The sequence below is a fragment of the Enterococcus rivorum genome (genome assembly GCF_001742285.1).
GTDB classification, from domain to species: domain Bacteria; phylum Bacillota; class Bacilli; order Lactobacillales; family Enterococcaceae; genus Enterococcus_L; species Enterococcus_L rivorum.
Genome location: NZ_MIEK01000045.1, coordinates 122,784 through 148,954, shown reverse-complemented (window position 1 = coordinate 148,954; position 26,171 = coordinate 122,784). Strand labels below are relative to the sequence as shown.

Annotated in this window: 22 protein-coding genes; 2 read left to right on the top strand and 20 right to left on the bottom strand. The window is 36.3% G+C overall.

Annotation, left to right across the window (positions count from 1 at the left end; genetic code table 11):
• Window positions 1-92: 92 nt before the first annotated feature.
• The 13 genes from BCR26_RS19260 to BCR26_RS13900 form a co-directional block, all read right to left on the bottom strand.
• Window positions 93-242 carry a P-loop NTPase family protein gene (locus BCR26_RS19260; RefSeq protein WP_169818898.1) on the bottom strand — a complete coding sequence of 50 codons (150 nt, stop codon included), beginning with the start codon at window positions 240-242 and terminating at the stop codon, window positions 93-95.
• Between the two features lie 28 nt (window positions 243-270).
• A complete protein-coding gene (gene cas2 / locus BCR26_RS13955) occupies window positions 271-621 on the bottom strand; it encodes a CRISPR-associated endonuclease Cas2 (RefSeq protein ID WP_069699602.1) in 351 nt (116 codons plus the stop codon).
• Window positions 611-1,489, bottom strand: coding sequence for a type II CRISPR-associated endonuclease Cas1 (gene cas1, locus BCR26_RS13950; RefSeq protein WP_069699601.1), 879 nt, complete (start codon window positions 1,487-1,489; stop codon window positions 611-613). The genes cas2 and cas1 overlap by 11 nt, the downstream gene beginning before the upstream one ends.
• A gap of 210 nt (window positions 1,490-1,699) precedes the next feature.
• Entirely contained in the window at window positions 1,700-6,016 is a 4,317-nt protein-coding gene (gene cas9 / locus BCR26_RS13945) for a type II CRISPR RNA-guided endonuclease Cas9 (RefSeq protein WP_069699600.1), read from the bottom strand.
• Window positions 6,017-6,391: 375 nt separating this feature from the next.
• Entirely contained in the window at window positions 6,392-7,009 is a 618-nt protein-coding gene (locus tag BCR26_RS13940; RefSeq protein ID WP_069699599.1) for an ABC transporter permease, read from the bottom strand.
• Window positions 7,006-7,917: an osmoprotectant ABC transporter substrate-binding protein gene (locus BCR26_RS13935; RefSeq protein WP_069699598.1), complete on the bottom strand. Its 912-nt coding sequence runs from the start codon at window positions 7,915-7,917 to the stop codon at window positions 7,006-7,008. Before BCR26_RS13935 ends, BCR26_RS13940 begins: the two co-directional genes overlap by 4 nt.
• Before the next feature lie 4 nt (window positions 7,918-7,921).
• Window positions 7,922-8,545: an ABC transporter permease gene (locus tag BCR26_RS13930; RefSeq protein ID WP_069699597.1), complete on the bottom strand. Its 624-nt coding sequence runs from the start codon at window positions 8,543-8,545 to the stop codon at window positions 7,922-7,924.
• A 9-nt stretch (window positions 8,546-8,554) separates the two neighbouring features.
• The gene (locus BCR26_RS13925) at window positions 8,555-9,667 is read right to left on the bottom strand and encodes an ABC transporter ATP-binding protein (protein WP_069699596.1); all 1,113 of its coding nucleotides are present in this window, start codon (window positions 9,665-9,667) and stop codon (window positions 8,555-8,557) included.
• Window positions 9,668-10,063: 396 nt separating this feature from the next.
• Window positions 10,064-11,512: an FGGY-family carbohydrate kinase gene (locus tag BCR26_RS13920; RefSeq protein ID WP_069699595.1), complete on the bottom strand. Its 1,449-nt coding sequence runs from the start codon at window positions 11,510-11,512 to the stop codon at window positions 10,064-10,066.
• Window positions 11,513-11,599: 87 nt separating this feature from the next.
• Window positions 11,600-12,376 carry an SDR family oxidoreductase gene (locus BCR26_RS13915; protein ID WP_069699594.1) on the bottom strand — a complete coding sequence of 259 codons (777 nt, stop codon included), beginning with the start codon at window positions 12,374-12,376 and terminating at the stop codon, window positions 11,600-11,602.
• Window positions 12,377-12,453: 77 nt separating this feature from the next.
• A complete protein-coding gene (locus BCR26_RS13910) occupies window positions 12,454-13,380 on the bottom strand; it encodes an electron transfer flavoprotein subunit alpha/FixB family protein (protein WP_069699593.1) in 927 nt (308 codons plus the stop codon).
• Window positions 13,380-14,168, bottom strand: a complete 789-nt coding sequence (locus tag BCR26_RS13905) for an electron transfer flavoprotein subunit beta/FixA family protein (protein WP_069699592.1) — start codon at window positions 14,166-14,168, stop codon at window positions 13,380-13,382. Before BCR26_RS13905 ends, BCR26_RS13910 begins: the two co-directional genes overlap by 1 nt.
• Before the next feature lie 63 nt (window positions 14,169-14,231).
• The gene (locus BCR26_RS13900; protein ID WP_069699591.1) at window positions 14,232-15,719 is read right to left on the bottom strand and encodes an FAD-binding oxidoreductase; all 1,488 of its coding nucleotides are present in this window, start codon (window positions 15,717-15,719) and stop codon (window positions 14,232-14,234) included.
• Window positions 15,720-15,930: 211 nt separating this feature from the next.
• On the opposite strand from BCR26_RS13900, the gene BCR26_RS13895 reads away from it, so the two are divergent.
• Complete coding sequence (locus BCR26_RS13895; protein ID WP_069699590.1) at window positions 15,931-16,632, top strand: MurR/RpiR family transcriptional regulator; 702 nt, start codon at window positions 15,931-15,933, stop codon at window positions 16,630-16,632.
• A 529-nt stretch (window positions 16,633-17,161) separates the two neighbouring features.
• Window positions 17,162-18,400, top strand: a complete 1,239-nt coding sequence (locus BCR26_RS13890; protein ID WP_069699589.1) for an MFS transporter — start codon at window positions 17,162-17,164, stop codon at window positions 18,398-18,400.
• A gap of 360 nt (window positions 18,401-18,760) precedes the next feature.
• Here the strand turns inward: BCR26_RS13890 and lpdA are convergent, their stop codons facing one another.
• The 7 genes from lpdA to BCR26_RS13855 all read right to left on the bottom strand — a co-directional run bounded on the left by lpdA (window position 18,761) and on the right by BCR26_RS13855 (window position 26,065).
• Window positions 18,761-20,149, bottom strand: a complete 1,389-nt coding sequence (gene lpdA / locus BCR26_RS13885) for a dihydrolipoyl dehydrogenase (RefSeq protein ID WP_069699588.1) — start codon at window positions 20,147-20,149, stop codon at window positions 18,761-18,763.
• 19 nt (window positions 20,150-20,168) lie between these two features.
• Window positions 20,169-21,386 carry a dihydrolipoamide acetyltransferase family protein gene (locus tag BCR26_RS13880; protein ID WP_069699587.1) on the bottom strand — a complete coding sequence of 406 codons (1,218 nt, stop codon included), beginning with the start codon at window positions 21,384-21,386 and terminating at the stop codon, window positions 20,169-20,171.
• A 13-nt stretch (window positions 21,387-21,399) separates the two neighbouring features.
• The gene (locus tag BCR26_RS13875; protein ID WP_069699586.1) at window positions 21,400-22,383 is read right to left on the bottom strand and encodes an alpha-ketoacid dehydrogenase subunit beta; all 984 of its coding nucleotides are present in this window, start codon (window positions 22,381-22,383) and stop codon (window positions 21,400-21,402) included.
• A 12-nt stretch (window positions 22,384-22,395) separates the two neighbouring features.
• Entirely contained in the window at window positions 22,396-23,385 is a 990-nt protein-coding gene (locus tag BCR26_RS13870) for a thiamine pyrophosphate-dependent dehydrogenase E1 component subunit alpha (protein ID WP_069699585.1), read from the bottom strand.
• Between the two features lie 64 nt (window positions 23,386-23,449).
• Complete coding sequence (locus tag BCR26_RS13865; RefSeq protein WP_069699584.1) at window positions 23,450-24,406, bottom strand: sugar-binding transcriptional regulator; 957 nt, start codon at window positions 24,404-24,406, stop codon at window positions 23,450-23,452.
• A 24-nt stretch (window positions 24,407-24,430) separates the two neighbouring features.
• Window positions 24,431-24,790, bottom strand: a complete 360-nt coding sequence (locus tag BCR26_RS13860; protein ID WP_069699583.1) for a PTS glucitol/sorbitol transporter subunit IIA — start codon at window positions 24,788-24,790, stop codon at window positions 24,431-24,433.
• 30 nt (window positions 24,791-24,820) lie between these two features.
• Window positions 24,821-26,065 (bottom strand): NAD(P)H-dependent oxidoreductase, encoded by a 1,245-nt coding sequence (locus BCR26_RS13855; protein WP_069699582.1) that lies wholly within the window; start codon window positions 26,063-26,065, stop codon window positions 24,821-24,823.
• Window positions 26,066-26,171: the final 106 nt, after the last annotated feature.

The following is a 26,171-nucleotide window of genomic DNA, read 5'->3' as shown; positions in this document are numbered from 1 at the left end:
CTTCAACAACTAATTTTTTAAAGTCATAATCATATTTAGCCACTATAAAAAGCCCCTTAAGTTAGATTTTCTGGTCCAACTTAAGGGGCGCACTACAGTATGATCTCTTTCTCTTTTAAATTTTTGTATTTGTCATCAAAAATTTTGAAATACTCGTCCTCACGATTATACAGAGAATACATAATTTTCGAATACACTTGATTATTTTCAACGACTAAAATATTACATTTCGTTTTTTCCAACTCTATTGGTTGTTCCAGATGTGAAAAATTAATTTGAATCAGTCCCTTTCAACTCCTCCCCTAAAAACACAACCCTCTGATCACTGTTAGCAACAGAAGCATCCTTATCCCCTAGTAAATAACTCATTTGAGCAAATTGTTTCTCTGTTACTTTCAAAACAACTACATTTCCTTCTCTAGGTTTATTTTGTTCTAACCTTCTCAATACCGTTTTTGCTTGCGTATCATTTAAAGTCAATTTACTATAAACTGAAAATTGTAACATTACGAATCCTTCAGCAATTAAGAATTTTCGAAACTTACGGTAGGCTCTTTTATCCTGCGCTGTTTCTGTTGGCAAATCAAAAAATAATAATTGTCTCATATATCTATAACTCACTTATCCTGAACTCCGGTATCGACTTAATGTCTTTTTTGTCCAAGCTCTGTAGAACCTTCTTTATATAGTGTTCAATCACGTTAGTTAAATACATTTTTTTATTGCCATATTCATAAGTTCGCTGAAAAATTTCAAAAAGACGATGTTTATTCATTTTAAAAGATTGTGTTTGGATTTCATAAACAATTTCATCAATAACAATTCTAAATGGTTCCATCAAATCACTAGACAAATTATAAGGATTAAAATAATTAGTATGCTTTAAACCAATCTGAGTTAACTGACCATTTTTGGCAATTTCACGATTGACGATTGATAAGATTAGTGAATAACCATAATCTAAAAAAGCATTAATATCATTGGTTTGCTCTCTAGAAAATTTCTTTCCAAAAAGTGCATTGAAATATACTTTAGCACTATGACCTTCCCGATTAGTAGCATCAAATGGTTGTAGCTCACCAACATAATGAAATAACTTATTAGCTTCATCTATTTTACCTATTTTTTTTAAGTGAGCTGCTTGATTGTGAATTTTTTGTTTGATCACTTCTGTCCAAATATACTGCTTATAATCCTCTTGCCAGTTTATCTGCTGATTAATTTTCTTACTGCTATCGTGAGTACCATAATAAGGAATTAACTCTGCATGCGGATGTCTTTTGGCATCACAAAAAATAATTTTAACGTTACTTTCGATTAATTTATAAATCAACCCAGTTGTAATATTAATATCTGTCGTTTCTAATAGTAACGTATGAATTTCAGTTAAATGTATTTTTTCAATTGAAACATTTGATTTGTAAATTAAGCTACCATTTTGATAACTTAGTTTTGAATGTTCATTTACAACAATAACTCTCCAAGTCAATTTTACCCCTCCTTTTTATTGACAATACATACTATTTTGTAGTACGATTTAATTGTTATATGAACTGTGGGAACTGTTCAAATTAACATGACTAAGTTAAAATAAGCTATATGCGTATCTAACTTACACAAGTTCGCCTGCCATCGGGCGTTTTTTTTTATCTTAATTTGCTTCCGAGAAGATGATTACATCTTCTCGGAAGTTTTTTGATTATATTAGTTTTTCTCTTGTTTCGTAAAGCCCTGTAACAGACTGATGGATTAAGGTAGCACTCCAAATCTCATTTAGGTAACTGCCTTTATACCTAACCCTCCCAAAAGCATTGTTTGTAGTTCCTACACTGGTAATATTAATGGCATCTAATAGATTATCTACCAACTCTTGAGTTGATAATTTTTCTATATTCTCAAGCATGTTACTAAATTTCCGGTGTACTTCTATACCTTCTGCGATAAGCCGATAGCGATGAATATTATCCTTTATAGCTGTTAAGATTTCTTGGAATAAATGTTTACTTTCATTCACAAAATCAAAAGCTAATTTATTTTTCACTTCATCATATTTCTGGCAACAGCTTATAAATTTCATATGTTCTTGAGAAAATTTTATTTGGTTCCCTTTATGAATTTCACTAGCAGAAGCAATATAACGTTTGGTTCCATCAAACATTTCAAAAGATTGATATTTCCAGATTGGTTGTCCTAGTATCTTCAACGTCGGATTTAATTCTTTGAACTTTTCACAGTCAAATTGTCCATCTGTCTCGACTTTTGAACGATTAACGAGTAAAACAGGTTCTAGCTTAGGCTTATTTTTTTTAATGACAGGAATAGCGTAAGCTGTTCTTGGCGATTTAAATCCTCCATACTTAGATGGATCCCAATTTGTTTTATATGGTATCGCCGTTTTGTCTTTTCGACAACGTGAATCTTGATAAAAGCTTTTTTCCTCCCCTCCTGTGACCATCATCTCTAACTTTTTCGTGATTTGTATATTCCGATAGTCTAAAACCTTCTTCACTATTTGTAGTACTTCATCACGTCTCCACAAAATTTCGCCATCAATAAAGTTTCCTTCTTTGTCTTTGCGCATCCAGTATTCATCCTGCATATCTACCAATAGCTGCTTAAACTGCCCCTTTCGAGTCGTGGCATATTTGCCTAAGAACCTTTTGTGTATCTCTCTTGAATGCTCACCATATACAAACAGTGGGCGCAAATCAGGCATTGCTTCATAGAGATATGTCGCTACAACGTTGTTTAAATAAGCATCATGAGCATGATGATAGTCATTAATTTCTCGAACTTTGTAAAATCCATCATGTAGCTTGACTTCTTTCAATCGAGAATTGGTCTTGGACACTAGCTTCAACTCATCAAAGTCATCATTCGGCACGTAGATAATTCCTTGTCTATATTGTGACGTTAAAGCTGATTTAAGTGTAATGATTGCTACTTCTTTTTCATTTTTTGCCTCATCATTATAGATTTTGTCCAAAATGATGGCGACATTCTTCGTAATTTGGCGTGTTTCCACTAATTGACGATTAATAAATCCAGATAATTGTTGATCATCAAATTTACCTTTCGTCAGATTGGCAAATTTTTTTTCAGAGATTAAGTTGTTCTCTTTCAGTTTCTCCCAGTAGGATTTCATCTTGTCAATCACATCATAGCTAGGCACGTCACCGCCTTTTTGCTGGTTGGCATTTCGTGTCACCAAGACTTTATTATCAAAACTATCATCTTTGATATATGTCTGGGGAATGATATGGTCAATTTCATATTCTGAAAGCTGTGACAACTCTAATTTTTCTCCAGAATGCATGCATTTTCCGTTTTGCAAATAATATAAAAAGACACGTTCGTTATCAAAATTTTGCATTACATCGATTTTTTCTTGTTCATTTTTAAGATCACCCGTTACTTTTTGATATAACGCTTCAATTTGTTTTTGCCTTGATTTTGTCCGCTTAGAAGATTGGTTCTCACGCGCCATTTCAATGACAATTTTTTTTATATTTTCTTTCCCTAGAAACGCAACTAACTCTTCTACAATCTGTAAACTCTGCCAGATTCCTCTCTTAATTGCTGGGCTTCCCGCTAACTGCTCAACAAATGAATAATCTATTTTACCGAATTGAACTTTTCCGGCTCTGGCTTGTTCAATCTGCATTTCAAACGATTTATTCTCATCATTCATCAATTGCATCAAGTTCTGATTGTAATCTTGCGTTTCTAAATAATCCAAAATAGTTTTCCCCTTATCTTGAATCCCATCAATCAATTTCAGGGATAAATTTCCCCAACCAGTGTAATGTTTTTTCGCAAGATTCTTGATCTGTTCTTCTGACAAAAGCGGTTGCTCTTCATTTAACAGTATAATCCGACGCTTCAATATTTTTTTATCTTCAAAAATAGTTTGGTATTTAACAATTTTTTCAAAAAAATCTTTATGTTGCTTGAGTTGTTTCTCTGTAATTCCCGCATCTTTTAAATCTAGGTATGTCGTATACTTTGTATTAAAATTGCCAGAACCCAGTCCATTCTTCTTCAAATCTAAACCAAACAGTCGAATTTCTTTTTCTTCTTGCGACGTTCTTTGATTACAAACAAGCCATTTTCGCAAAAGTCCAGCTGAAACCGTTCGGTTCTTTTTAAATAAATCCTCAAAAATACGTCTTCTAGTCTCACCATCCAAGTAATGTTTCCTATTTTGTTCATCATAATAACCGACGATACTTAGTTCTTGAAAAACTGTAAATTGTTGATAAATCAAGCTATTTTTGGGTAGCACTGGCTCTTCTGGAAAGTATGAACAAAATCCCGTCATTCGTTCGATAAATTCGCTAGCGCTAGCATCCTTATCTACAACTGAATGAAAATTCCATGGTGTAATTCCTATATTTTGTGATTCAGGAGATTTTTGCATCCAAGCGAAACGTGAATAATTGGTTCTTTTTTTCCCTAGTTCTCCTTCTCTCGCTTCAATCAAAGGTCCGACATAGTATGGAATCCGAAACTTCATTAACGTTTCAATTTTATACTCAGATATATCTTTTTGGTTATCCTTTATGATAATTTTTTCAGCTAAAAATGGGAAACGCTTTTCTTGTTTTTTTATAATCGCTCGTAATTCATGTAAATGTACTTGGTATGGAATCGCACCATTTTTGAACATCCGCTGTTTTGGTAGAAATGTCTCTAACTCAATTTTTTGAAGTATTTGTTTGTATACCGGATGCTCTGAAAGCTCCTCTGCCTTTTTATCCAGTTCTTTTTTGACGAACTTATAGAAATCATCTAAACTGGCATGATTAAATTTATTTCCTTTGCGCTCTCCTTTGACATAGGAATGATAATTTCCAGCAAGTTGTGTATTTTTAAACAAATCAAAGTAAACATCTTCAGAAAAATAATCGATAACAAATTTTTTGAAAATAACCAAATCTTTTTTATGATCATTGTATTTTGCTACCATCGCATCGCTTAAAGACTGTTCTCCCTGCATGATATCAGCTAATAATACCGCTTCATAACATTTTCTCGCTAGTATCAAAATTTCTAATTCCTCTTCTTTTAAGAGTTGACTCAATTTTTCAAATGTTTCTTCGAAATCTTCTTTGTTAAAATATACCTTATCTTTCAATTCTTTAATTGACTCATTGACCTTTTCTGCATAATCAGGACAATCAAAAATACCTGCGAGATCAATTTTATTTCCAACAATCGCTTTAAAAATCGGCAAATCTTTTTTTTCTGCTAAAATACCTTTTGATATTTTATTGACCTTCCATGATTTTGAGATTTTTTCTTTTAATATTTCTTCAACAGCTGCTAATTTTTCTGTATCGAAAAGGACTTTCGCTCTTTTCACACCGTCTTTCATTCGCTCTTGCTCAAAATCATCTTCTTTGTTAGAAAAATTCTCATTTAAGGCATTAAAAAGCTCTTTTAAATTCCCTTGAATGTCAATATTAGCAACGTCCATCTTCTGTCCTTCTTGCACAAAATGCCCTCTATATTTCAATATGTGGTGAAGACCCAGATAAATTTTACGTAAGTCACTTTCTTCATGTTCCATTAAATGTTTTCGCAAATGATAAATCGTTGGAAACTGCCTATAATAAGCTTTTTCTTCTATTTCATTTTTGAACAAAGCATAAGGAAATTTGTTTTGCTCTGATTTATCGGACAATTTAAAAAAACTTTCTTCCAAACGCATAAAAAAATTCTCATCCATTTTAGCCATTTCTGAAGAAAAAATTCCTTGTAAATAGTTCAAACGTTCTTTTCTCCGCCTAATTCTTCTGCGAACACCACGCGTGCGCCTCGTATTTTCTGCTGTCTTTGCTTCGTCAAATAGGCGAACACCCCACAAATTCTTACGAACACGTTTTATTGTACTTCCTGACTTATCTTTTATGGACATTTTTTTGTTGACTAGTTCAAAATCATCATCCGTCACTGCCCATCCAACAGATGTCGTCCCAATGTCTAAACCAATTGTGTACCCTTTTTTCACCATTATTTTTGATCCTCCTTACTTTTCTATGTTCTTAAGATATAGAACTTATCCTCTCATAGATAAGATAAACTTATTCGTATATTCACTAAGTTCCATCTATCTATTTAATATTAATTTTACCATTAATATGACATAAAGTGATTTTATATTTAAAAGAAAGTTTTAAAGTAATTATTGTTTATGAATAAATAAATAGGGATGAAAAATCTGTTTTCCAGACTTCCCAACCCTATTATTAATTTTCCATCGGTTCCCTTAGCCAATGAATATCTTCTGTGTTAGCTTTTGCTATTCTATACTTATTCTCTTAATTAAATTTCTATAATAGAAGGCCTGTCCAATTTAATTCTAACAAAGTCAAACCTTCAATTATTTTCACTTCGTCAGCCAATCAAACAACCAGTTCATTCCTAATGCTATTACCGCGCATAAAGCAGCTCCTACGAAAATAATTGGTTCGCCACCGGTAATATTGATTCCTCTTAAAATGATATCGCCTAAACCACCTGCACCAACAAATGAGCCGATGGTTGTAATCCCAACTGAAATCACTAAAGCATTTCTTATTCCAGCCAAAATAACTGGGAGGGCTAGTGGTATCTTTATCATATATAAAATTTGAAACTTACTCATTCCTAGTCCTCGACCGCTATCAACATATACTGGATCAACATTATTCAACCCAACATACGTATTGTTCACGATAGGCAATAAAGAATAGAGGACTACCGTAGCAATAACCGTATTTTCTCCTAAGCCAATTAAAATCAACAAAATCGTCAACATACCAATTGTCGGAATCGTCTGGATCACATTGATAATTCCTATGACAATAGTCGCTGCTTTTTTATTATCTGCTAAAAATATGCCTAAAGGAAAACCAATCAAAAAAGTCAAGACTACCCCAACAATGGAAATGTACGCATGGGTCATAAACTGGCTAATGATATAAGAAGAGTTCTCACTCAAATAGTTGGTTAGTTCCTGAATCATGGCGTTTCCTCCTCAAAATAGTTGTGTGACTCTAAAAACTTTCTAGCAATTAGTGCTGGCTCCAAAAGTTCGCTATCGGATTGATTGTTCATTTTTTGCATTGTTTCTGTATCAATGGTTCCCTCTAATTTAGTCAAAATAGTTTTTAGTTCTGGGTTTTCTTTTAAAACCTTTTCTGAAGCAACTAAGCTCGATGTATAGGGGGGAAAAAATTTAAGGTCATCTTCCAGCATCACTAAATCATAACTACCCACTCGACCATCTGTAGAGTACCCTAAAATAACGTTTAACTTGTCTGCTACTAAAGCATCGTATAACAAGCCTACTTGCATTGGAAATACTCGTTTAAAGGTCATGCCATATTCTTCTGTAAACGCGTGATAACCGTCCCCTTCTCGTTTATACCAGGTTTGGTCCGTTCCTAAATTCAATTCTGTTGCATACTCTTTTAAGTCACTAACTTTGGTTAGATTATATTTTTTAGCCGTTTCTTTGGTTACCATAAATGTAAACTGGTTAGAAAAACCATAGCTTGGAAACCACTCAAACTGGTAACGTTCTCGAAACTCTTTTTGGACAATTTTTAAGGCTTTATCGGGATTTTTTTCGATTGGTAGATTCAATGTTCCAACTAAATCCGTTCCAGTATAACGTGGCGAAGCAATGTCTAAATCGCCTCTTTCCATCGCCGCTTGCATTAAATTGGCTGAAGCCAAATTATTTAGGAATACAATATTTTTGTCAGTATAATGTTGCAACAGCTCCACGACGATATTGCCTAAAATTTGCGACTCTGACGTCACTCCTCCCGAAACAGTAATTGTATCTTCTTTATTTGACACATTCGAGAGGATAAAAATTACAAATAACCCCAAAAAAGCAATCACTACAGTCATTTTTTTCTTCATTTCATCACCCTCGATCCACAGAAAATTGGGTTTCAAGATATTTCAATACTGCATCCGTTCCTAGGGCTAATAGCGTTATCGGTATTGTTCCCATTAGAATTAAATCCAATCGGTACAAAGTCAAGCCATTAAAAATAAAGTCTCCTAAGCCCCCAGCACCTATATATGCTGCTAATGTAGTCCAAGAAATAACATAAACTGCCGAAACCTTGATTCCCGAAATAATAACACTTGATGCTAAAGGAAGTTCAATTTGTACTAACTGTTGCCATTTAGACATGCCCATACCTTTGGCCGCATCTAAATACATTGGATCAACGGATTGAATACCAACATAGGTATTTCTCAAAATTGGTAAAAGTGAGTATAAAAATAAAGCCACAATTGCCGGAATCTTTCCTATGCCAAAAATCGGCACCATAATCGATAGTAAGGCTAGTGAAGGAATCGTTTGAAAAATTCCGACAATGTTAATGACCGTTTCTGACCCTCTTTTTACTCGTGTTAACAACGCACCTAGAGGAATAGCAACCAGAATCCCCAAAATAATTGCACTAAATGAAATGTAAAAATGTTCCCAAAACTTCAAAAGAATCTCTGCTCCATATTGATTCCAAAACTGCTCCATTTTTGTCACCTACTTTAATTGATCGTAAATCAATGACACCAATGAGGAGCGGGTCATGATTCCAACTAAACGATTGGCATCGTCAACTACGGGTAAATATTTTAGTTCCATATTTAATAACGGATCGACCACATCTGCTACCTTTTCATTTTGATTCACACTGGCTGTTTCTGTACGCATAATCTCATAAACGTTGGTAAATTTATTGATATTTCGGTCAATATCTTGGATATCGATAAACCCTTTTAAATGTTGTTGGTCATCAACTACCAATAAGGAGTCCACTTTTTTATTGGTCATTTGACGAATGGCATCTATAATTGATTTGCTTAAAGAAATAGCTTCAACCTGATTGTTCATTAAATCCGCTACTCGAATGTCATTTCCGATAGATGTTTGTTTTTTGCGTTTTCCTAATAACTCTTCAACAAATGCATTGGCAGGATGCCTTAAAATATTTTCAGTCGTATCATATTGAACGACTTTCCCATGATCCATGATAATGATTTTATCCGACAATTTGATGGCTTCTTCGATATCATGAGTCACAAAAACCACTGTTTTTTGCATTTCCTTTTGAAGTCGCTTAATCATTTCTTGTAATGCATCGCGAGTAATTGGATCTAACGCTCCAAAAGGTTCATCCATCAGTATTATGTCTTGATTTGCTGCTAGTGCACGGATGACACCAATTCGTTGTTGTTGCCCCCCAGAAAGATTATTTGGCTTTCGATCTAAGTACTCTAAAGGTAGTTCAACTTTTTCAATTAGCTTCTCAGAAATCCCTTGTTTTTGATGTTCGGTCCATTTTAAGAGCTTTGGCACAATCATGATATTATCACGAATAGTTAGATGAGGAAATAGTCCTATATTTTGAATAACGTACCCAATTTTCCGTCTCAGTTCATCTTCATTTAAATTAATTGTATCTTCACCATTAATTTTTACCGTACCTGTGGAAGGGGCAATCATTCGATTAATCATCCGAAGCAATGTCGTTTTACCACTTCCGCTAGTTCCAATCACACAAATAAACTGATTATCCTCAATCGTTAAATCTAGTTTCTCAACAGCAATTGCAGACTTACTATATCGTTTTTCAACTCCTATAAATTCAATCATCTGCCGACTCCTTTCAACTCCTATGTATGCTTAAAAAGGCTAAAGGCCGTTAAAAACGGCATTTAGTCCTTTTATAGTTAATAAAATATTTCCTGATAGAACCTATTATTGACTTCTAAAAAGCTTTGCCAGATGAAATAAACTGGCATTTTCCACTATTTATTTTAAGCACTATACTCAATCACAGATAAAAACAAACACCCTTTTTTTAATAAATTAGACTTAACTATTTTGATCTTCCAGTTAAAAAGGAGAGACTAGGTTCCACTACTAGCAATTATTGCCAGTGAAAAACCGAGGAACCACTTTAAGCTCAAAGGTCAGGTTTCAGAACTTTCAACTAGCCTCCTCCCCCTTTGACTGGAAACATCGCTCAATTCTAATTCGGTCTAGATACTAATCACTTTCTTCTGGATGTAAAATTTCAAATGTTTTTTCTAAGACTTTATCGGTATAATTCGTCAATCCTTGATAGACTTCTTCATTTAATTTTTTGTAAATGGCAACATTTTCTGGAATCGGTGAAAATATGTCTTTCACTTTTACCATTTTTTCAACAGCTTCTTCATAAGAAGAATAAATGCCTAAGCCTACCGCTACATTGATAGCAGCACCAACACTGGCGCTTCCATTTACGACATTTCGTTTTACAGGTAAATTGAAAATATCAGCAAAAATCTGCATAAACAAGTCACTATTTGAACCGCCACCTGTGATAATTACTTCTTCAATCTCTTTTCCTAGCTCATTGGTCATATTTGTGACATTGTTCTTCATTGTGTAAGCAATTCCTTCTAAAATAGAACGATACATGTAACGATAATCATGATGGGCATTGAAACCAACCATCACGCCACGTTTAAAGGGCTCCCAAGGATTAGCTAGCCAATCCAAAACAGTCATCAGTCCATCACTTCCAGCTGGCACATGTTGCGCTTGTTCATTCAGATATTCTTCTTCTGATATCCCTTGATAGCTGGCTCTAAGACTAATTTTTTCCCCTAATAAATCCTTAAACCAAGAGACCGTCCACATTCCTCGGCGAATGCCATAGCCTTCATAAGAATACTTGTTAGGAATTGAAGACATAATGCCCCAATAATTGACAGAGTCTTTTGGCATTTCTTCCCCAGTGACCATGCTACTAATATAAGTCCCTAAAGAAACGAAAGCACTTGTATCATGAATCAGCCCTGCACCTAATGCTTCAACTGCCTTATCGCTGGTTGTAGCTATCAAAGGCACGCCTTCTGGAAACCCAGTTTTAAGACTGGCTTCTTTGGTAATATGCCCTAATATCTCTCCAGGTTTCACTACATCAAATAGCATCTCTCTTGGAAGATTAAAGTTTTCTAGAACCTCTTCTTCTGTAGACCAATCCCACGTTTTATAGTCCACTGGCCATTGTCCAAAGTTATTTCCGATATTATCTTTAAATTCCCCAGTCAGACGATGGGTAAGATAACCGTTAGTAGACGTTACGTACTTAACTTCTGGATTATCATGAACATAAGGAGTTGAAACCCGCTTATCCATCCAGCTAATAATGGGTTGCGCTAACGTGCCATCCTCTTTTAAGAGAACTCGGCAACACCGAATTGAGCCTAAGCCAATGCCAACGATTTTTTCTTTTCTCACACCAAATTGATCCATTGCTTTTTTTGCTGCCACACACAGTGACTCCCATAAATCGTCTGACGGATGTTCAACAACAACCCCTTCAGCCAAGTTCATCGGTCGTAAGTTTTCTTTTCCTTCACCTACAATATTTCCCTCAAGATCAAAGATAACAATTTTGGTACTTTGACTCCCACCATCAATACCGACAATATATTTTTTATCCATGAAGTTCTCCTTACCCCAATTATTTCATTTGTTTTCTGTTTAATTTTATTGGGTTAGATAGTATATTTTTTGAACTTATTTGATTCATTAACGTACTAAGAAACCACCATCTACTGCTAAAATATGTCCGTTCACAAAATGAGAGGCTTCTGATGCTAAAAATACTGTTGCGCCCATTAAGTCAGCAACATCTCCCCAGCGTCCTTCTGGTGTGTGATCCACAATCCATTTGTTTCGCTCAGTATCTTCAATCGAAGCTTGTGCCACCGCAGTTTTGAAGTAACCAGGTGCAATTCCATTTACTTGAATATTATATTGGGCTAATTCATCACAATAGGCTTTGGTTAAACCAGCTAACCCATGTTTTGACGCAGCGTAAGCTGGTGCCCATTGTCCTCCTAAGAAAGAGAAAAGTGAACAAATATTGATAATTTTTCCACTCTTTTGCGGAATCATTACTTTAGCTGCTTCATGACTCATATCAAAAGCCGCAGTTAAATTGATATTAATTGTTGGGTCCCATTTATCACGACCATAGCTGATGACATCATCCACTGGACAAATTCCAGCACAATTGACAAGAATGTCTACTGAGCCAAGTTCTTCTACACATTTTTCAATAATTTCTTGTGGAACACCTGTTTTTGTAATATCTGCATACATGTATGAAGTTTTCGCACCACGCTCTTGCAGCGTTTTGTTAAAAGCCGGATCATCAGGCATAATTGATGCCATAAAAATATTCGCTCCTGCTTCTGCCAGTGCCAATGAAAAAGCTTGCCCTAACCCAGTATTTCCGCCAGTGACGATTGCGTTTTTTCCTTTAATAGAAAACATGTCCATTTTAAAATCTTTTATTTCCATTTATTTTACCTTCTTTTCTTTTATTTTTTTGCTTTCTAACGGATAAGATTTGGTTATTAAAATGTTTGTTCGCAGTATTATTTTTTCAATCTCAACTTAAGCTTTTCAACAAATTCTGCCGCATCGCCAACGACTATCAGATTCGCTAAATAATTCATGGGTGCGCCCTCATCTGTATTCACAGAAATGAGATCTTTTACATTCTTCAATCCTTCTACGTGTTGCATAGAACCATAAATTCCTAAAGCAATATATAGATTGGGACTGACGGTTTTACCAGATTGTCCAACTTGGATTTCTCGTGGTGCACGATTTTGTTCCACCAATGGTTTAGACGCTGCAATTGATCCATTTAGTTCCGTAGCCAGTTCTTCTAGCTGGTGGATGTTTTCTGTAAAACCGGCGCCAGCTGAAATAATTACTTTCGCTTCACGGATATCTTTTTTCTTTTCCTCCGATGAAACAGATAACACTTCAATTGACGACGCTTTCAATTCACTAATTGGAAAATGAGTCATTTTGGGTTCTTTTATTCTAACCTCTTCATGGAAAACATTTGGATGAACGCTTACCATGATGGGGCTTGAATCACACACAATACTTGCTAACATATTGCCAGAAAAAGCTGGGCGAATTAACCGTCGCTCTTGCCCTTCTACTTCAATGTCTGTAATATCTGCCACGAGACCAACGTTTAATCTCATAGCTAATCTAGGTGCAACCATTCGACCAAATTCTGTCGCAAGAATTAGTATACTGTCAAATTGATATTTTTGATGCACTTGTTCAATGATATCTGTTAACACTCGGCTATCTTTTATTTGAATGGCTGGTTCCTCTACACAAATAAGTGAATCGAATCCTTTTACTTCTTGCGTAGCTAAATTAATAGCCAATCCACAAATCTCGACTGACTCTTCCCCAGCCAATTGCTTTGCTACAGCGATTAAGTCAACAGAATAATTCACAAAATCATTATCTATCAGAATGAGTGCTCTGAACATTATAAGTACCCCTTTTCTTCTAGAAATTGAACAACTTCATCGATTCCTTCATCATCTACTTTAACGGTTTTATGCATGACTTTTTTTCTTTTTGCTACAACATTTTTTCGAACTTTTGTCGGAGAACCTTTTCGCCCAACATCCTCTTTTGAAAGGTTTAATGTTTCGTTTGTTACTAGAGAGAATTGTGTATCGACATTTCTATCGATGTTTTCATATCTAACGAAACCTAAACGCAAATTCATTTGACTAGTCAGACTTAAAAGACACGGATTTTGGATTTTCAATCGAAGAATTTCTCCATCTTGTGCAGCTGCCACAATTGTGTATTTTTCATTTACTTCTTCAATTGATTTTATATTTGAAAATTGGTTGAGCTTCAGAAGTTCAGCAACTTGAGGACCGATATGACCAGTTCCTCCATCTAACGTATGCGTGCCAGCGAGAATAAGAGTATAGTCTTGCGAAAGTAAATATTTCGCGAGAACAAGACTAGTAGCCAGTGAATCGCTCCCAGCAAATAGACCGTCACTGATTAAGGTTGCCTGATCTACACCTAAACGGATGAAATCTTTTAGTTCCTCTGCTATTTTTGAAGGTCCCATTGAAACAACTTCAATAATAGTTGACGCGTGTTGCTTTTTATATTGCAATGCCCAAGCTAAGGCATTTTTATCATCAGGATTCAAAATCAGCGTAGACTTTTCACGATTGATTTTATCGGTCTCGTAATCATATTCATACTGATCTGTATCAGGAACAAATTTAACTAAACAAATAATCTTCATTTTTTAACTCTTCCTATCCTATTCATTTGAGGACGATCTCTCGTCCTCAAATGAAAGATAGTCCTATTTTTGGTATTTAAACCCTTCTTGTACGGGGTAAATATTCCCAAAATTCATAATGCCTTTAGGGTCAAATACTTCTTTTAAGCTTTCTAACATGTAGTAAGCAGATTGATGTTCTTCTTTCGTCCATTCATTACGGTATTTCCCAATTCCGTGATGATGACACATAGAACCGCCTAATTTTAATGTTTCCTCTACAATAATGGCTTGAATTGGATGATGGTAAATTTTCATTTCATCTTCTGGCTCACAGTTAATATTGTAGTTGTAAACAAAGTACATGTTTGTTCCATTAATATAGCTATGAGAGGAATGGCCACCAAGCATAGTTAAATCTTTTGCCCGTGGAAATTCATTACGAATTCGTTCGATAACATTGTTATAAATTTTTGGAATGGTTTCCCAATCGGCAGAAATTTCAGTAGTAAAACCATCATGCTTATCGTTATCGATCATTCCCTGTACTTCATCATCAATCGTTTGTTGCGTCCAATTCAGCTGATTAAACCAGTTTGCGATTAATTGGCTATCGACTTGTTTACAAACACCATCTTTAAATTTCTCAACAGCTTCTTCAATACCAACACCTGTCGCTTCGACAATTCCTTTTGGTCCTTCTGCCATGAAAATAAGCACACATTTGTCTTCATAAAAATGGTAGAAATGTTGACGTGCATCTTCTGGGGAGTAAGTACGTGCTACGGAAGGACGGTAGCCATTTGTCATCACTTCACGTAAGACTTTAATCCCTGTTTCTACATCATTTACTAAATAACCAAAGAATTTATTGTTTTCTGGATAGTATTTAAATATTTTAACCGTGACTTCTGTAATGTAGCACAGTGTTCCTTCATTTCCGATCACAATATGGCGAATATCTGGTCCACCTGCACGCCTAGAAACATTTTTTATTCTGGAAATATGGCCATTAGGGAAAACACATTCTAATCCCACAACCATATCTTCGATCCCACCATATAAAGTTGAAAATTGGCCAATTGATCGAGTAGATACTAATCCACCATATTGGGCAACTGGTTTTGATTGTGGTGAATGCCCTGTTGTATAACCAATTTTTCTTAATTCATCTTCTAAATCTTGTAATTTCACGCCGGCTTCAACAGTCGCTTGCATATTGTATGGATCGATGTTAAGAATCTTGTTCATTTTAGAACCGTCAATAACTAATGCTAGATCTTTCCAGTTTTCAAGACCACCTTCTGTGGCTGTTTTTCCACTTCTTGGAATGACATTAATATCATTTTCGTTAGCATACATCAATAACTCTTTTACTTCATTTACATTTTTTGGAAAAACAACAGCTGTTGGTAGCGGATTGTCTAAAACTCTTTTCGCTTTAGCATATTTCCGATAACGATCCGATGCTGCATCGTACAAGGTTTCATAATCTGTTACTACTTGACTTTCTGGAACAATTTTTTTTACATCTGCTATAATAGTTTCTTTAATCAATGTGTCAGAATTCATTCAACTAGCTCCATTCAATATATTTTTTTAACGAAAGCGCTTTTCTTTTTTAGTATACGAGTATCAAAATGTTTTTTCATTAAAATTTAATTAATTTTTCCGTATAAATAGTCTAATTTAACCTAATAAAGGAAAATTTTCCGTTAAATTTGCTCTTTAGAGTCTCTCTATGCTATTCTTTATATATCGTTTATCAAGGAGATGTTTAAGAATGAGAATACAGTTCGATCGCTTAAATGACTTAGAAATACAAATCCATCGGACATTAAGCGAAGAAAGCAAAAGTCAACCTAATTTAACTATTACTCAAGCGGCTGCTCTCACTGGTGTTTCACCTTCAAAAATTTCAAAATTTGTAAAAAAACTAGGATTTTTAGGATACAAAGAATACTTTCGATTTCTCACTGGTAAAGAATTAATTAAAAGGAAAAAAATGAACACGGAATTTTCTCGCATTCAAGAATTTATGGAAAATTTTGATCCCTCCACTATTACTTATTTAGCTGATTTAATTAAAAAATATGATAAAATCATTCTGTTTGGGTATGGTCCTACAAATATTTGCATGGAGTATTTTGAATATAAATTGACTTACACGATAGAAAAAAATATCATTCGGGCTACTCAAGAGTCTTTAATTCCAAATTTATTGACAGACAATTCCTTATTGCTCATCTTTTCCGTTGCTGGAAAATTCGCACAATTTGATTCATTATTTGAAGAAGCTAAAAAGAAACAAGCAAAAGCTTTATTAGTAATAGAGGAATTAAACTCTAAATTACGATTGGACAATAACGAAATTATCTACTTAACTAAATCTCAGCAAGATGAACAGCTTAAATCTCATGAAAAAACTCGGACGATTCTATTTATGTTTATTGAGGAAGTGATTCGTGAGCTCAATAAAAAATGAGTTTAAGACAAACGAGGTTGCCTTTGAGAGATAGGAAGAAATTCAAGAACTTTATCCTTTAGTATTCGGGTAAGGAAGCAAAGCAGCTTTAGTCACTAGATATTATGCATCATCTATTCTGTAAGCAATCATAGTGATTTACATGAACAAATTCCAGAGACTGTTTTTTCTCACTGTCAATTCAAAAATAGAGAACGAATCAAAATGTTTTTTTAGTTTTGGTTCGCTCTCTATTTTTTTGATTGACCTATTCTTTAGGTTCATTTTCCATCAATAGAGGAAAATTATCCCCATATAGCTTAAGAACATCATCAAATGACCTTTTTCACAATACCTTCAAATTAATTTATGATTAAAAATTACTGAATATTTTATTATAATAAAAAGATTGACACCTATCTAGAAAGCCTTTACACTAAATGTGTTACTAGAGAGAATAGCGCGTTGGAACGATAAAATACGGTGATGGATGACACCACAGTTTATCATTAATTTCTTACAAAACTATTTTCTGGAGGGTACTTTATCAATGAATAAAGCATTTATTAAAAAATATGGCACTTTGTTACTCTTGGCTGCGGGAGCTGGTATCATTTTCCAACTACCTTATATCCGCGAAACTTTTTATGTTCCTATTCAAAAAGCGATGAATTTAAGTAACGCTCAAATGGGCATGTTATCTTCTGGTTACGCAACAATGGCGACTTTTTCTTACTTTATAGGAGGAATCGTAGCTGATAAGTTTTCTGCTCGAAAATTACTGACGTTCTCCTTTTTAGCTACAGGTGCTTTAGGCTTATGGTTTTCAACGTTTCCATCCTTTAACACCGCTCGACTTATCTTCGTATTAATGGGAATTTCTACTATCATTACTTATTGGTCTGCTATGATTAAAGCAACCAGAATGTTAGGTGATTCTTCTGAACAAGGACGTTTATTTGGTCTACAAGAAGGGTTACGCGGAATTTTAAATGCTCTTTTAGTTTTTGGAATGACGGCAGTTTACGGAATGTTCGCAAACGATATTCTAGGAACCGCCTGGGCGATTCGAACATGTGCAATTGTTGTTATTATTATCGGAATATTGAACTGGTTTATTATTGAAGATACAGCACAAGAAGAAAATGCTGAGTCACTAAAAGAAGTAGTGGTAGGAACCTTTAAGCAATTAGCAATTCCTCGTGTTTGGCTACTTGTGGCAATTGTTTTCTTCGGTTATAGCTTGTATGGGATTTTTGGATATATTAATACATTAGCTATCAATGTCTATGGTTTATCGGTTGCCGGTGGAGCGACACTTGGAGGCGTTCGCTATATCATTCAAGCTTTCGGTGGAATCATCGGTGGGGTCATCGCTGATAAAATTGGTTCACGTTTAAAAGTAATTATCGCTGGTGCCGTTCTTACGGGTCTTTCTTATGCATTATTCCTGTTTCTGCCAGCAGACAAGGGCTTAATTGCGATTGTCTTGGCAAACTTTGTAGCAGGTATGTTCTTTATCTATCTTATTCGAAGCCAATACTTTGCCATCATTGACGATGCAGGAATCCCTGTATCAAAAACTGGACGTGTTTCAGGAATCGTTTCTTGTTTAGGTTATTTACCTGATGTGTTTATGTATACTATGATTGGTGGCTGGTTAGATAATAATTCTGGAAAAGCTGGCTTCAATATGATGTTTATCTATGCAATTGTAATGGCTGTATGTTGTGTGATTGCATCCCTTATACTTTCTAGAGTGATTAAGAAAGATAAAGTGATTTCTTAATTGCTCCTATTCTTAAAAAGCTCACCTTTTTTCGCTTAAACAAATCAATAACGATATCTAACCCTAGCAGACCACTTTAGGCTTGCTAGGGTTTTATTCAATCATAAAGAGCACAAATACTATTTTTCTTTATGAAAAACTGCCCTTTGATTCAAAATAGCTCATAATCAAATCAAAAAAATGATATTGTTACATTGATTGTCTACATGCTTTAGAATGAAATAACGTACTAAAAAGATCCGTTAATCGCCTTTTCAGTACGTTATATTTCCAGAAACATTTCTTTACCAGTTCCTACTAAATCATAGTATCTGCATCTATTGATAATGCTACCTTTTAAACGATTGAGGTTCAATATAGCTACATATGAATCGGTATGCCTAAGCCCACTTCACATGCATCCATAATGGTTTCTGATACCGTTGGATGTCCATGGATTGTCAAAGCAACATCTTCTAAAGTCAGGAAGGTTTCAATCGCTATAGTTATTTCGGCAATTAACTCACTAGCATTTACTCCTACAATTTGGGCACCAAGCAAGCTTTGATCTGCTTTGTCAAAAACCAATCGAATAAACCCATCTGGTTCATTCATGGAGAGTGCTCGCCCATTCGCTTGCATCGGAAACACGGCTACTTCAGCATCGATTCCATTTTCAATCGCTTCTTTTTTGGTTAAACCAACTACTGCAATTTCTGGGTCAGTAAAACAAACTGCTGGAATGACTCGATAATCTCGAACCACTTGTTTTCCTGCACAGACTTCCGCCGCTACCTTTCCATCATAACTAGCTTTATGAGCTAACGCCAAACCGGGTACAATGTCCCCAATGGCAAAAATATTTGGTTGTGTGGTGCGATATTGCGAATCGATTTTAATCAGTTGATGCTTATCCTTTTCAACGCCAATTGCTTCAAGCCCAATTCCATCAGTATTTGCTTTTCTTCCAACAGTTACCATCACATAATCTGCATCAATCTTTTGCCGTTTACCGCCACAATCAACTTCGACACAAACTTGGTCTGCAGTCTGGGTAGCACTAATTGCCTTAGCTGATGCTTCCACTGTCACACCGTTTTTCTTAAATTTATTATTGACTAATTCTTGAATATCTTCCTCAAAACTTGGTAAGATACTCGGACTTCCTTCAATTAAAGTGACCTTTGAACCAAGATTGGCATAGGCGCCTGCTAATTCACAGCCAATGTAGCCACCACCAATAATAATCAGATTTTTGGGTATTTCAGTTAAATTCAAGCCACCAGTAGAATCAAGAATCCTTCCACCAAAAGGAAATCCTTTTATTTCGATTGGACGACTTCCTGTCGCTAAAATCGCTTGTTGAAAGGCAATCTGTTCTTTTTCTCCTTTACTGTCAACCTCCGCACTGGTTTTAGAAATGAAGGTTGCCTGACCTATAACAATCGTCACTTGATTTTTTTTAAGTAATGCAGTAATCCCTGACGTTAACTTGCTCACTACTTGTTGGTTTTTCCATTGTTGCGTTTTAGTAAAATCTAATGTCACATCCTTTGCGGATAAGCCTAAAAAAGAACTATTCAGCATCTCTTGATAACGATGCCCCGCAGTAATCAACGCTTTTGAAGGAATACATCCTACATTTAAGCACACACCACCAACAGCTTCCGCTTCAACAATTGTTACTTTTTTACCTAATTGAGCGGCTCTGATAGCTGCTACGTAACCGCCAGGTCCAGACCCAATTACAAGTACTTCCGTCGTTTTCATACTTTTTCCCTCCGTCTACTCACAGCAACAAGCGCATCGGTTCTTCTAGTAGCGCAACAATCAGACTTAGAAAATCCGCCGCTGGTACACCATCAACTACCCTATGATCGAAGGTTAAGCTAAGAGGTAATGTTGGGATCGTTTCAATACTTTCTTGCCCATCTTTTTTCTCTAACTGAAGACGTTCGTATAAACCACCTACTCCCAAAATTCCAACTTCTGGTGTATTAATAATCGGAGTAAAATAATTCACTCTACTTTTACCAAGGCTGCTAATAGTAAAGGTTGCACCTGATAATTGTTTTTTCGTCAAAGTACTTGCTCTAGCCGCTTTTGTAACTTCTTTTACAGAATGTGTCAAGGCATTCAGGCCCATTGTTTCTGCTTGGTGAATCACTGGAACGATTAGACCATCTGGCAAAGCTACTGCGAGACCAAGATTGACCTCTCTATATTGTTTTATTCCTTCTTCTAAAGCATGAGCATTCAGTTGAGGATATTTTTGCAACGCTACCGTTACCGCTTTCAAAATCAATTCTGTATAAGATAGACGCTCATGAGTGTCTTCTTCTACCATTGGTAACAAATCGGCTCTTAATTTTTTCGCTTTCCGCATGTCCACATCTGCATGCATTGTTACCGCCGGAATAGTTGTATGACTTTTCACCATATTATCTGCAATAACTTTTCTCATCCCGCTCCACGGAATGATCGGTGTCTCCTCTAATTCAATGGTCGCTGTTTCGGTTTTAGGCTGATACTGAGCCACATCTTGCACTTGAACTCTACCTTTGGGACCTGATCCTTGAATATCTTTCAAATGGAGACCTTTTTCTCGCGCTAATCTTCTAGCAGCAGGTGTCGCTCGGACTTTTTTTGTGGCAATAGAATTTACTTCGGTTGCTCCCTTGACTTCCATAGGTGCCTGCGCTCCTACAACTGATTCTTCCACTACTGCAACGATAGGAGTAGTCTGCACTTCTTCAGGAAGCTTTTCTCCTACTTCTCCGATGTAGCCAATAACAGCGTTTACTGGCGCACTTTCTCCGTCACCAATTAATCTTTTTAACAAAATTCCCTCTTCATAAGCTTCCACTTCAATAGCAATCTTATCGGTCATGACTTCAAAAATCGCATCCCCAACAGCGACAGGTTCGCCCTCATTTTTCAGCCAAACGGTGAGTGTTCCTTCTGTCATGGTGGAGCTTAGTTTAGGCATCAATATTTCGTGTGCCATGTTTTCTCCCCCTTTATCCTTTTCCCATTAAGTTTCGACAAGCCGCTACAATATCTTCTATTTGTGGAACTGCCTTTTTTTCTAAGTCAGGATGATAGGGCATTGGTACTTCTTTTCCAGCGAGACGAATGATTGGAGCATCCAGAAAATCGAAACACTCACTTTCTGCAATCACACTAGCCAATTCTGCGCTAAAGCCACTTCGCTTCACAGCTTCGGTTACAACAATTGCTTTGCCTGTTTTCGATACCGACGCAATAATCGTTTGCTTATCTAACGGCACTAACGTTCTTGGATCTACAACTTCTATATTAATCCCCTCTTCAGCTAAAAGCTCCGCTGCGGCCAAGGCTTTGTGCACCATGATTCCTGTCGCGATAACGGTTACATCTGAACCAACTTTTTTTATATCCGCTACACCGATGGGAATTGTATATTTCCCTTCTGGAACATCACTGGTTGTCCGATAACATAATTTATGCTCATAAAACATCACGGGATTGTCGTCTTCAATCGCCGCGTGAAGTAATCCTTTCGCATCATAAGCTGTCGCAGGTTGAATCACTTTTAATCCTGGCACATGGGCTGTCCAGTTTTCTAGACTTTGAGAATGTTGAGCTGCTGCCCCTGTTCCTGAACCACCAGGCGTACGCATAACTAACGGAATTTTAGCCTTTCCCCCATACATATAGCGAATTTTAGCCGCTTGATTGACTAGTTGATCTAGCGCAATTGTCACAAAGTCGGAAAATTGAATTTCAAAGACAGGACGCATGCCCGTCATAGCTGCTCCTACTGACGCCCCTGCAATAACCGATTCTGAAATAGGCGTTGAACGAACTCGCTCCTGCCCAAATTCTTCAACCATCCCACGACTAACACCAAATGCTCCACCATAAACACCGATATCTTCTCCTAGCATGAACACGTCTTCGTTTTCTCTCATTGCTTCAGACAACGCTTCGCGAACAGCTTCTGAATAAGTAATTTCTCTCATTCTCTCTTCCTCCTATTCTGCATAAACATCGTCAAATAGAGACTCTACGGGAACCATTGGGCTTTGTTCAGCAAAAGTCACGGCCTCTTCAATCGTTTGTTTCGCTTTTAAACGAAGTGTTTCTGCCTCTTCTTCCGAAAGAACACCCGCCTCTAGTAAGGTTCGTTTAGTCCTTTTGATGGGATCTTTATTTGTACGCCAATCTTGTTCTTCTTCTTTCGTGCGATACTTTTTAGCATCTGATTTGGAGTGTCCCTTCCAACGATAGGTTAGTGCCTCAATCAATGTTGGTCCTTCTCCATTTCTTGCTCGTTCTACCGCTTCAGAAGTAGTATTAATCACTGAAATCAGGTCATTGCCGTCAATCGTAACCCCTTTAATGCCATAAGCTTTAGCCCGATCAGACAACTTTTCCACTCTAGTCATCTCTTTTACTGAGCCACTCATTCCATATTGATTATTTTCAATGAAAAAAATAACAGGTAAATCCCAAATAGCCGCTAAGTTCAGCGATTCATGGAAGCTTCCTTCGTTAGTGGAGCCGTCTCCACCATAAGCAAGTGCAACTCGATCAAGTTTTTTCATTTTTGAAGTCAAACCTGCTCCAGTAGCAATTGGATAGCCGCCACCTACAATCCCATTAGCACCTAAATTTCCTGTATCTAAATCAGCAATGTGCATGGAGCCACCTTTGCCTTTGTTGGTTCCTGTTGTTCGACCAAAAAGCTCCGCCATCATCGCTTTAATGTTTGTTCCTTTCGCAATCGTCTGTCCATGCCCACGATGAGTCGCCGTAATCCAGTCAGTTGTTTTCAAAACTGCTCCACTTCCAGCAGCAGTCGCTTCCTGACCTACAGCCAAATGGGTTGTTCCATGAATCAAGCCTTTCGCAAATAGCTGATCGACTTTTTCATCAAAGTAACGGATTTCCCACATGGTTTCATAAATTTTTTTAAATTGCTCATCTGTAATGTTTGCATGGTTCTTTATAGATACCGTCATGAGTTCGCTCCTCTTTCTTATTTTTTTACTGGGTAAAAAATCAGAGAGACAAAAGCAAGAGATTTTATTCTATTTTAGCCAACAACGCTTTGGCAGTTTGTTCGTCAGTTACTAATACGTTGACTAACTCACCAATCAACGCAGCATGAATTCCTTCTAATTTATCTTTTCCACCTGCAACAGCTACTACTCGAGGAATTTTTTTCAATTCGTCCAGATTCATCGCTAGCACGCACTCATTCCATTTACAATCGGCCAATTTACCTGCACTATCAATGAAATTGTAGCAAATATCCCCTACAATATCTGCTGTCGCTAAATCATCAGCTATTTCTTCCCGATCTTCGGAAAGATAAGCCTTAGTCATCGTAGAATAGACAGGTAATCCGCCGATACCTACCAGAGCAATATCCGCTTGCTTCGCTTGATGAAAAACATTTTTAATAAAAGATTGGTCCATGAATACTTTTTTTGCTTCTGCAGAATCCACAGCAATCGGTGCATGTTGCTCGATTGCAGTAGCACCACTACTTTTAGCAAATAGCTCACAAACAATATTCGCTTGTAAGTTCATGTGCTGCTCCCCTAATCCACCTACCATTGGTACAAAACGAACATCCGGCAATTGATTTTTTGAAGAAAAATTCATTGCCACTTCTTGAACAGTCGTTCCTGCTGAAATACACACTGTATGATGGGGTTGAATGATTCTAGATAAATATTTCGCTGTTGTCACACCCAACCTTTTAACCAACATTTCTGCACCACTAGAAGAAATACAAATCACTTCGTCCAAATTATATTTTCTTTTTACTTTTTCTTCTAAATGTCGATAAGGATGAAGCAGATCATCGTGAATAATGATTTCTACCAACCCTAGATCTCTTGCTTTTGCCAAATACTTTGAGACAAGAGAACGGCTAATACTAAATTTCTTGGCAATAGCTGCTTGCTTCGCTCCTTCTTCGTAATACATGGAAGCAATTTCCACCAACAATCTTGTATCATCTGAATAACTCATTCTCTTGCCCTCCAAAATTAATATTTATTCGTATATAAACTGAATCACATCTCCTGGCTCAATCTTAGGTACCTCGTTAGGACTAAGCGCGGCAGAACCTGGCAACAATTCTTCATCTTTCAAATCAAAGTAAAGAGAAATATGGCCTAATTCATATAACGTACTATTTGCTACATTGCCAATTTTTTCTACAGTATATTCTTGTTTTCCAAATACTATTTTACTGCCTTCTCTTAGCATCTCTTCATTTGCTTCTTCATTGAAATCATGTATCACACAAACTTCACGAAGGCCTTCTGGCGCTGTAGAATTAAATAAAATAAGCACAGGAACGTCTTCAAAAAATGCAAATTCTCCAATTTCTTTTACAGTTGATTTTACCATGTTTCCAGCTCCTTTAATACTTATTAACGGTTAACTAAATGTGCTATCTTGTAGCTTTCGTAATTGCCAAACGGTTGTTGTTTCGTCTAAAACAACATCTTCTTCTGTAATAAAGGTCCCCGCTTTGATGGGTCTACGTGCCACAACTTCTCCTGAGATTAATCCAATTGGAAGATGTCCTTCTGCTTTCATATCAAGATGTGTTTCTAATACACCTCGTACACAGAAGCCACCGATGCCATCTAATTTTTCACCTTCAGCAATGTCTTTCTTTGTTACAGCGACCGTTTCAGAAATAGGTGCACCTATTGGTACAATCGCATGATCCTTTCTTAGTACCGCTTTGGCAATCGTTATTGGTGTTTCTAGGCTCGCCAGATGATAAGGTCTATACAAGATGTGATGATCTGCCTCTTTTTTCATTAAATAATTCATTTCGTGTTTGACGCCTTCATTTTGCCCTTCTACAATGACGAAAACACCTGGAGCTAAGCCATCTACATACTCGACCACACCAAATTTATCAAGAACCCCACCGTTTTCTTTCAAATCCAGGTCTTTAATCACTGAATCAACATCTCCTGACAAGCCATGCATCCCTACTTTATCTGGAATGAATCCAATCGCATTTGAAAGCAAGTTCATTTCAGCCATTGTCTTTGTGCCATCTTGAAAAGCAGCTAACATGTGAGAAGCCATCTTTTTACTATCTGCTTCCGCTTGGCAAGTATCAGGATTAGCCGTTACTTTTAACTTATTATTTTTCCCCTTCCCTGCAACCAAAACGTTCATCCCCATTGATTTGGCAAACTCAAATAATTCTGTCGTAGCTGCAGGTTCATCTCCATCGGAACCAGTATAAACTAAGCCAGCCGATTGATAAAGTTTGTTCATTAAAGGACCAATTGTAATATCAATTTCTACGTTTAATAGGACTAATTGTTTTTTTGCAATCAGCGTATCTAAAGCAATTTTTGCGCCAATTTCTGGTACACCAGTTGCATCAACCACAATCTGAACATCCTCCGAATAAATAACTTCTTTAAAATCTGTCGTTGTTGTTACTTTATTTTTTAAATCAGACGATGCTAAGTATGCGTCTTTTGCCTTATCCGCATATTCTTTTCGAATATCACTAATTCCAGTAACTGACATGCCCGGAATTGTTGCAATTTGTGCAATCATTCCGAATCCCATTTGCCCTGCTCCGATTACCCCAACTTTAATTGAATTGCCTTCTTTTTCTCTTTCTAATAGCTGCTGATAAATTGTCAAATGTTCCACTCCTTTAACAAATGTTATTACCGGTAACGTTTGATACAACTAGATGATATATTTTAAAAAGTTCATTGTCAACGCTTTCAAGTTTGTTTCTTTAAAT

Excerpts from the sequence above, each read along its gene's own strand:
- BCR26_RS13865 (WP_069699584.1), bottom strand. The coding sequence starts at position 24,406 with ATGAGTTATTCAGATGATACAAGATTGTTGGTGGAAATTGCTTCCATG.
- BCR26_RS13880 (WP_069699587.1), bottom strand. The coding sequence starts at position 21,386 with ATGGCACACGAAATATTGATGCCTAAACTAAGCTCCACCATGACAGAA.
- BCR26_RS13915 (WP_069699594.1), bottom strand. The coding sequence starts at position 12,376 with ATGGAAATAAAAGATTTTAAAATGGACATGTTTTCTATTAAAGGAAAA.
- BCR26_RS13875 (WP_069699586.1), bottom strand. The coding sequence starts at position 22,383 with ATGAGAGAAATTACTTATTCAGAAGCTGTTCGCGAAGCGTTGTCTGAA.
- BCR26_RS13935 (WP_069699598.1), bottom strand. The coding sequence starts at position 7,917 with ATGAAGAAAAAAATGACTGTAGTGATTGCTTTTTTGGGGTTATTTGTA.
- BCR26_RS13910 (WP_069699593.1), bottom strand. The coding sequence starts at position 13,380 with ATGTTCAGAGCACTCATTCTGATAGATAATGATTTTGTGAATTATTCT.
- cas9 (WP_069699600.1), bottom strand. The coding sequence starts at position 6,016 with ATGGTGAAAAAAGGGTACACAATTGGTTTAGACATTGGGACGACATCT.
- BCR26_RS13895 (WP_069699590.1), top strand. The coding sequence starts at position 15,931 with ATGAGAATACAGTTCGATCGCTTAAATGACTTAGAAATACAAATCCAT.
- BCR26_RS13900 (WP_069699591.1), bottom strand. The coding sequence starts at position 15,719 with ATGAATTCTGACACATTGATTAAAGAAACTATTATAGCAGATGTAAAA.
- BCR26_RS13905 (WP_069699592.1), bottom strand. The coding sequence starts at position 14,168 with ATGAAGATTATTTGTTTAGTTAAATTTGTTCCTGATACAGATCAGTAT.
- BCR26_RS13870 (WP_069699585.1), bottom strand. The coding sequence starts at position 23,385 with ATGACGGTATCTATAAAGAACCATGCAAACATTACAGATGAGCAATTT.
- BCR26_RS13890 (WP_069699589.1), top strand. The coding sequence starts at position 17,162 with ATGAATAAAGCATTTATTAAAAAATATGGCACTTTGTTACTCTTGGCT.
- lpdA (WP_069699588.1), bottom strand. The coding sequence starts at position 20,149 with ATGAAAACGACGGAAGTACTTGTAATTGGGTCTGGACCTGGCGGTTAC.
- BCR26_RS13920 (WP_069699595.1), bottom strand. The coding sequence starts at position 11,512 with ATGGATAAAAAATATATTGTCGGTATTGATGGTGGGAGTCAAAGTACC.
- BCR26_RS13930 (WP_069699597.1), bottom strand. The coding sequence starts at position 8,545 with ATGGAGCAGTTTTGGAATCAATATGGAGCAGAGATTCTTTTGAAGTTT.
- BCR26_RS13925 (WP_069699596.1), bottom strand. The coding sequence starts at position 9,667 with ATGATTGAATTTATAGGAGTTGAAAAACGATATAGTAAGTCTGCAATT.
- BCR26_RS13860 (WP_069699583.1), bottom strand. The coding sequence starts at position 24,790 with ATGGTAAAATCAACTGTAAAAGAAATTGGAGAATTTGCATTTTTTGAA.
- BCR26_RS13940 (WP_069699599.1), bottom strand. The coding sequence starts at position 7,009 with ATGATTCAGGAACTAACCAACTATTTGAGTGAGAACTCTTCTTATATC.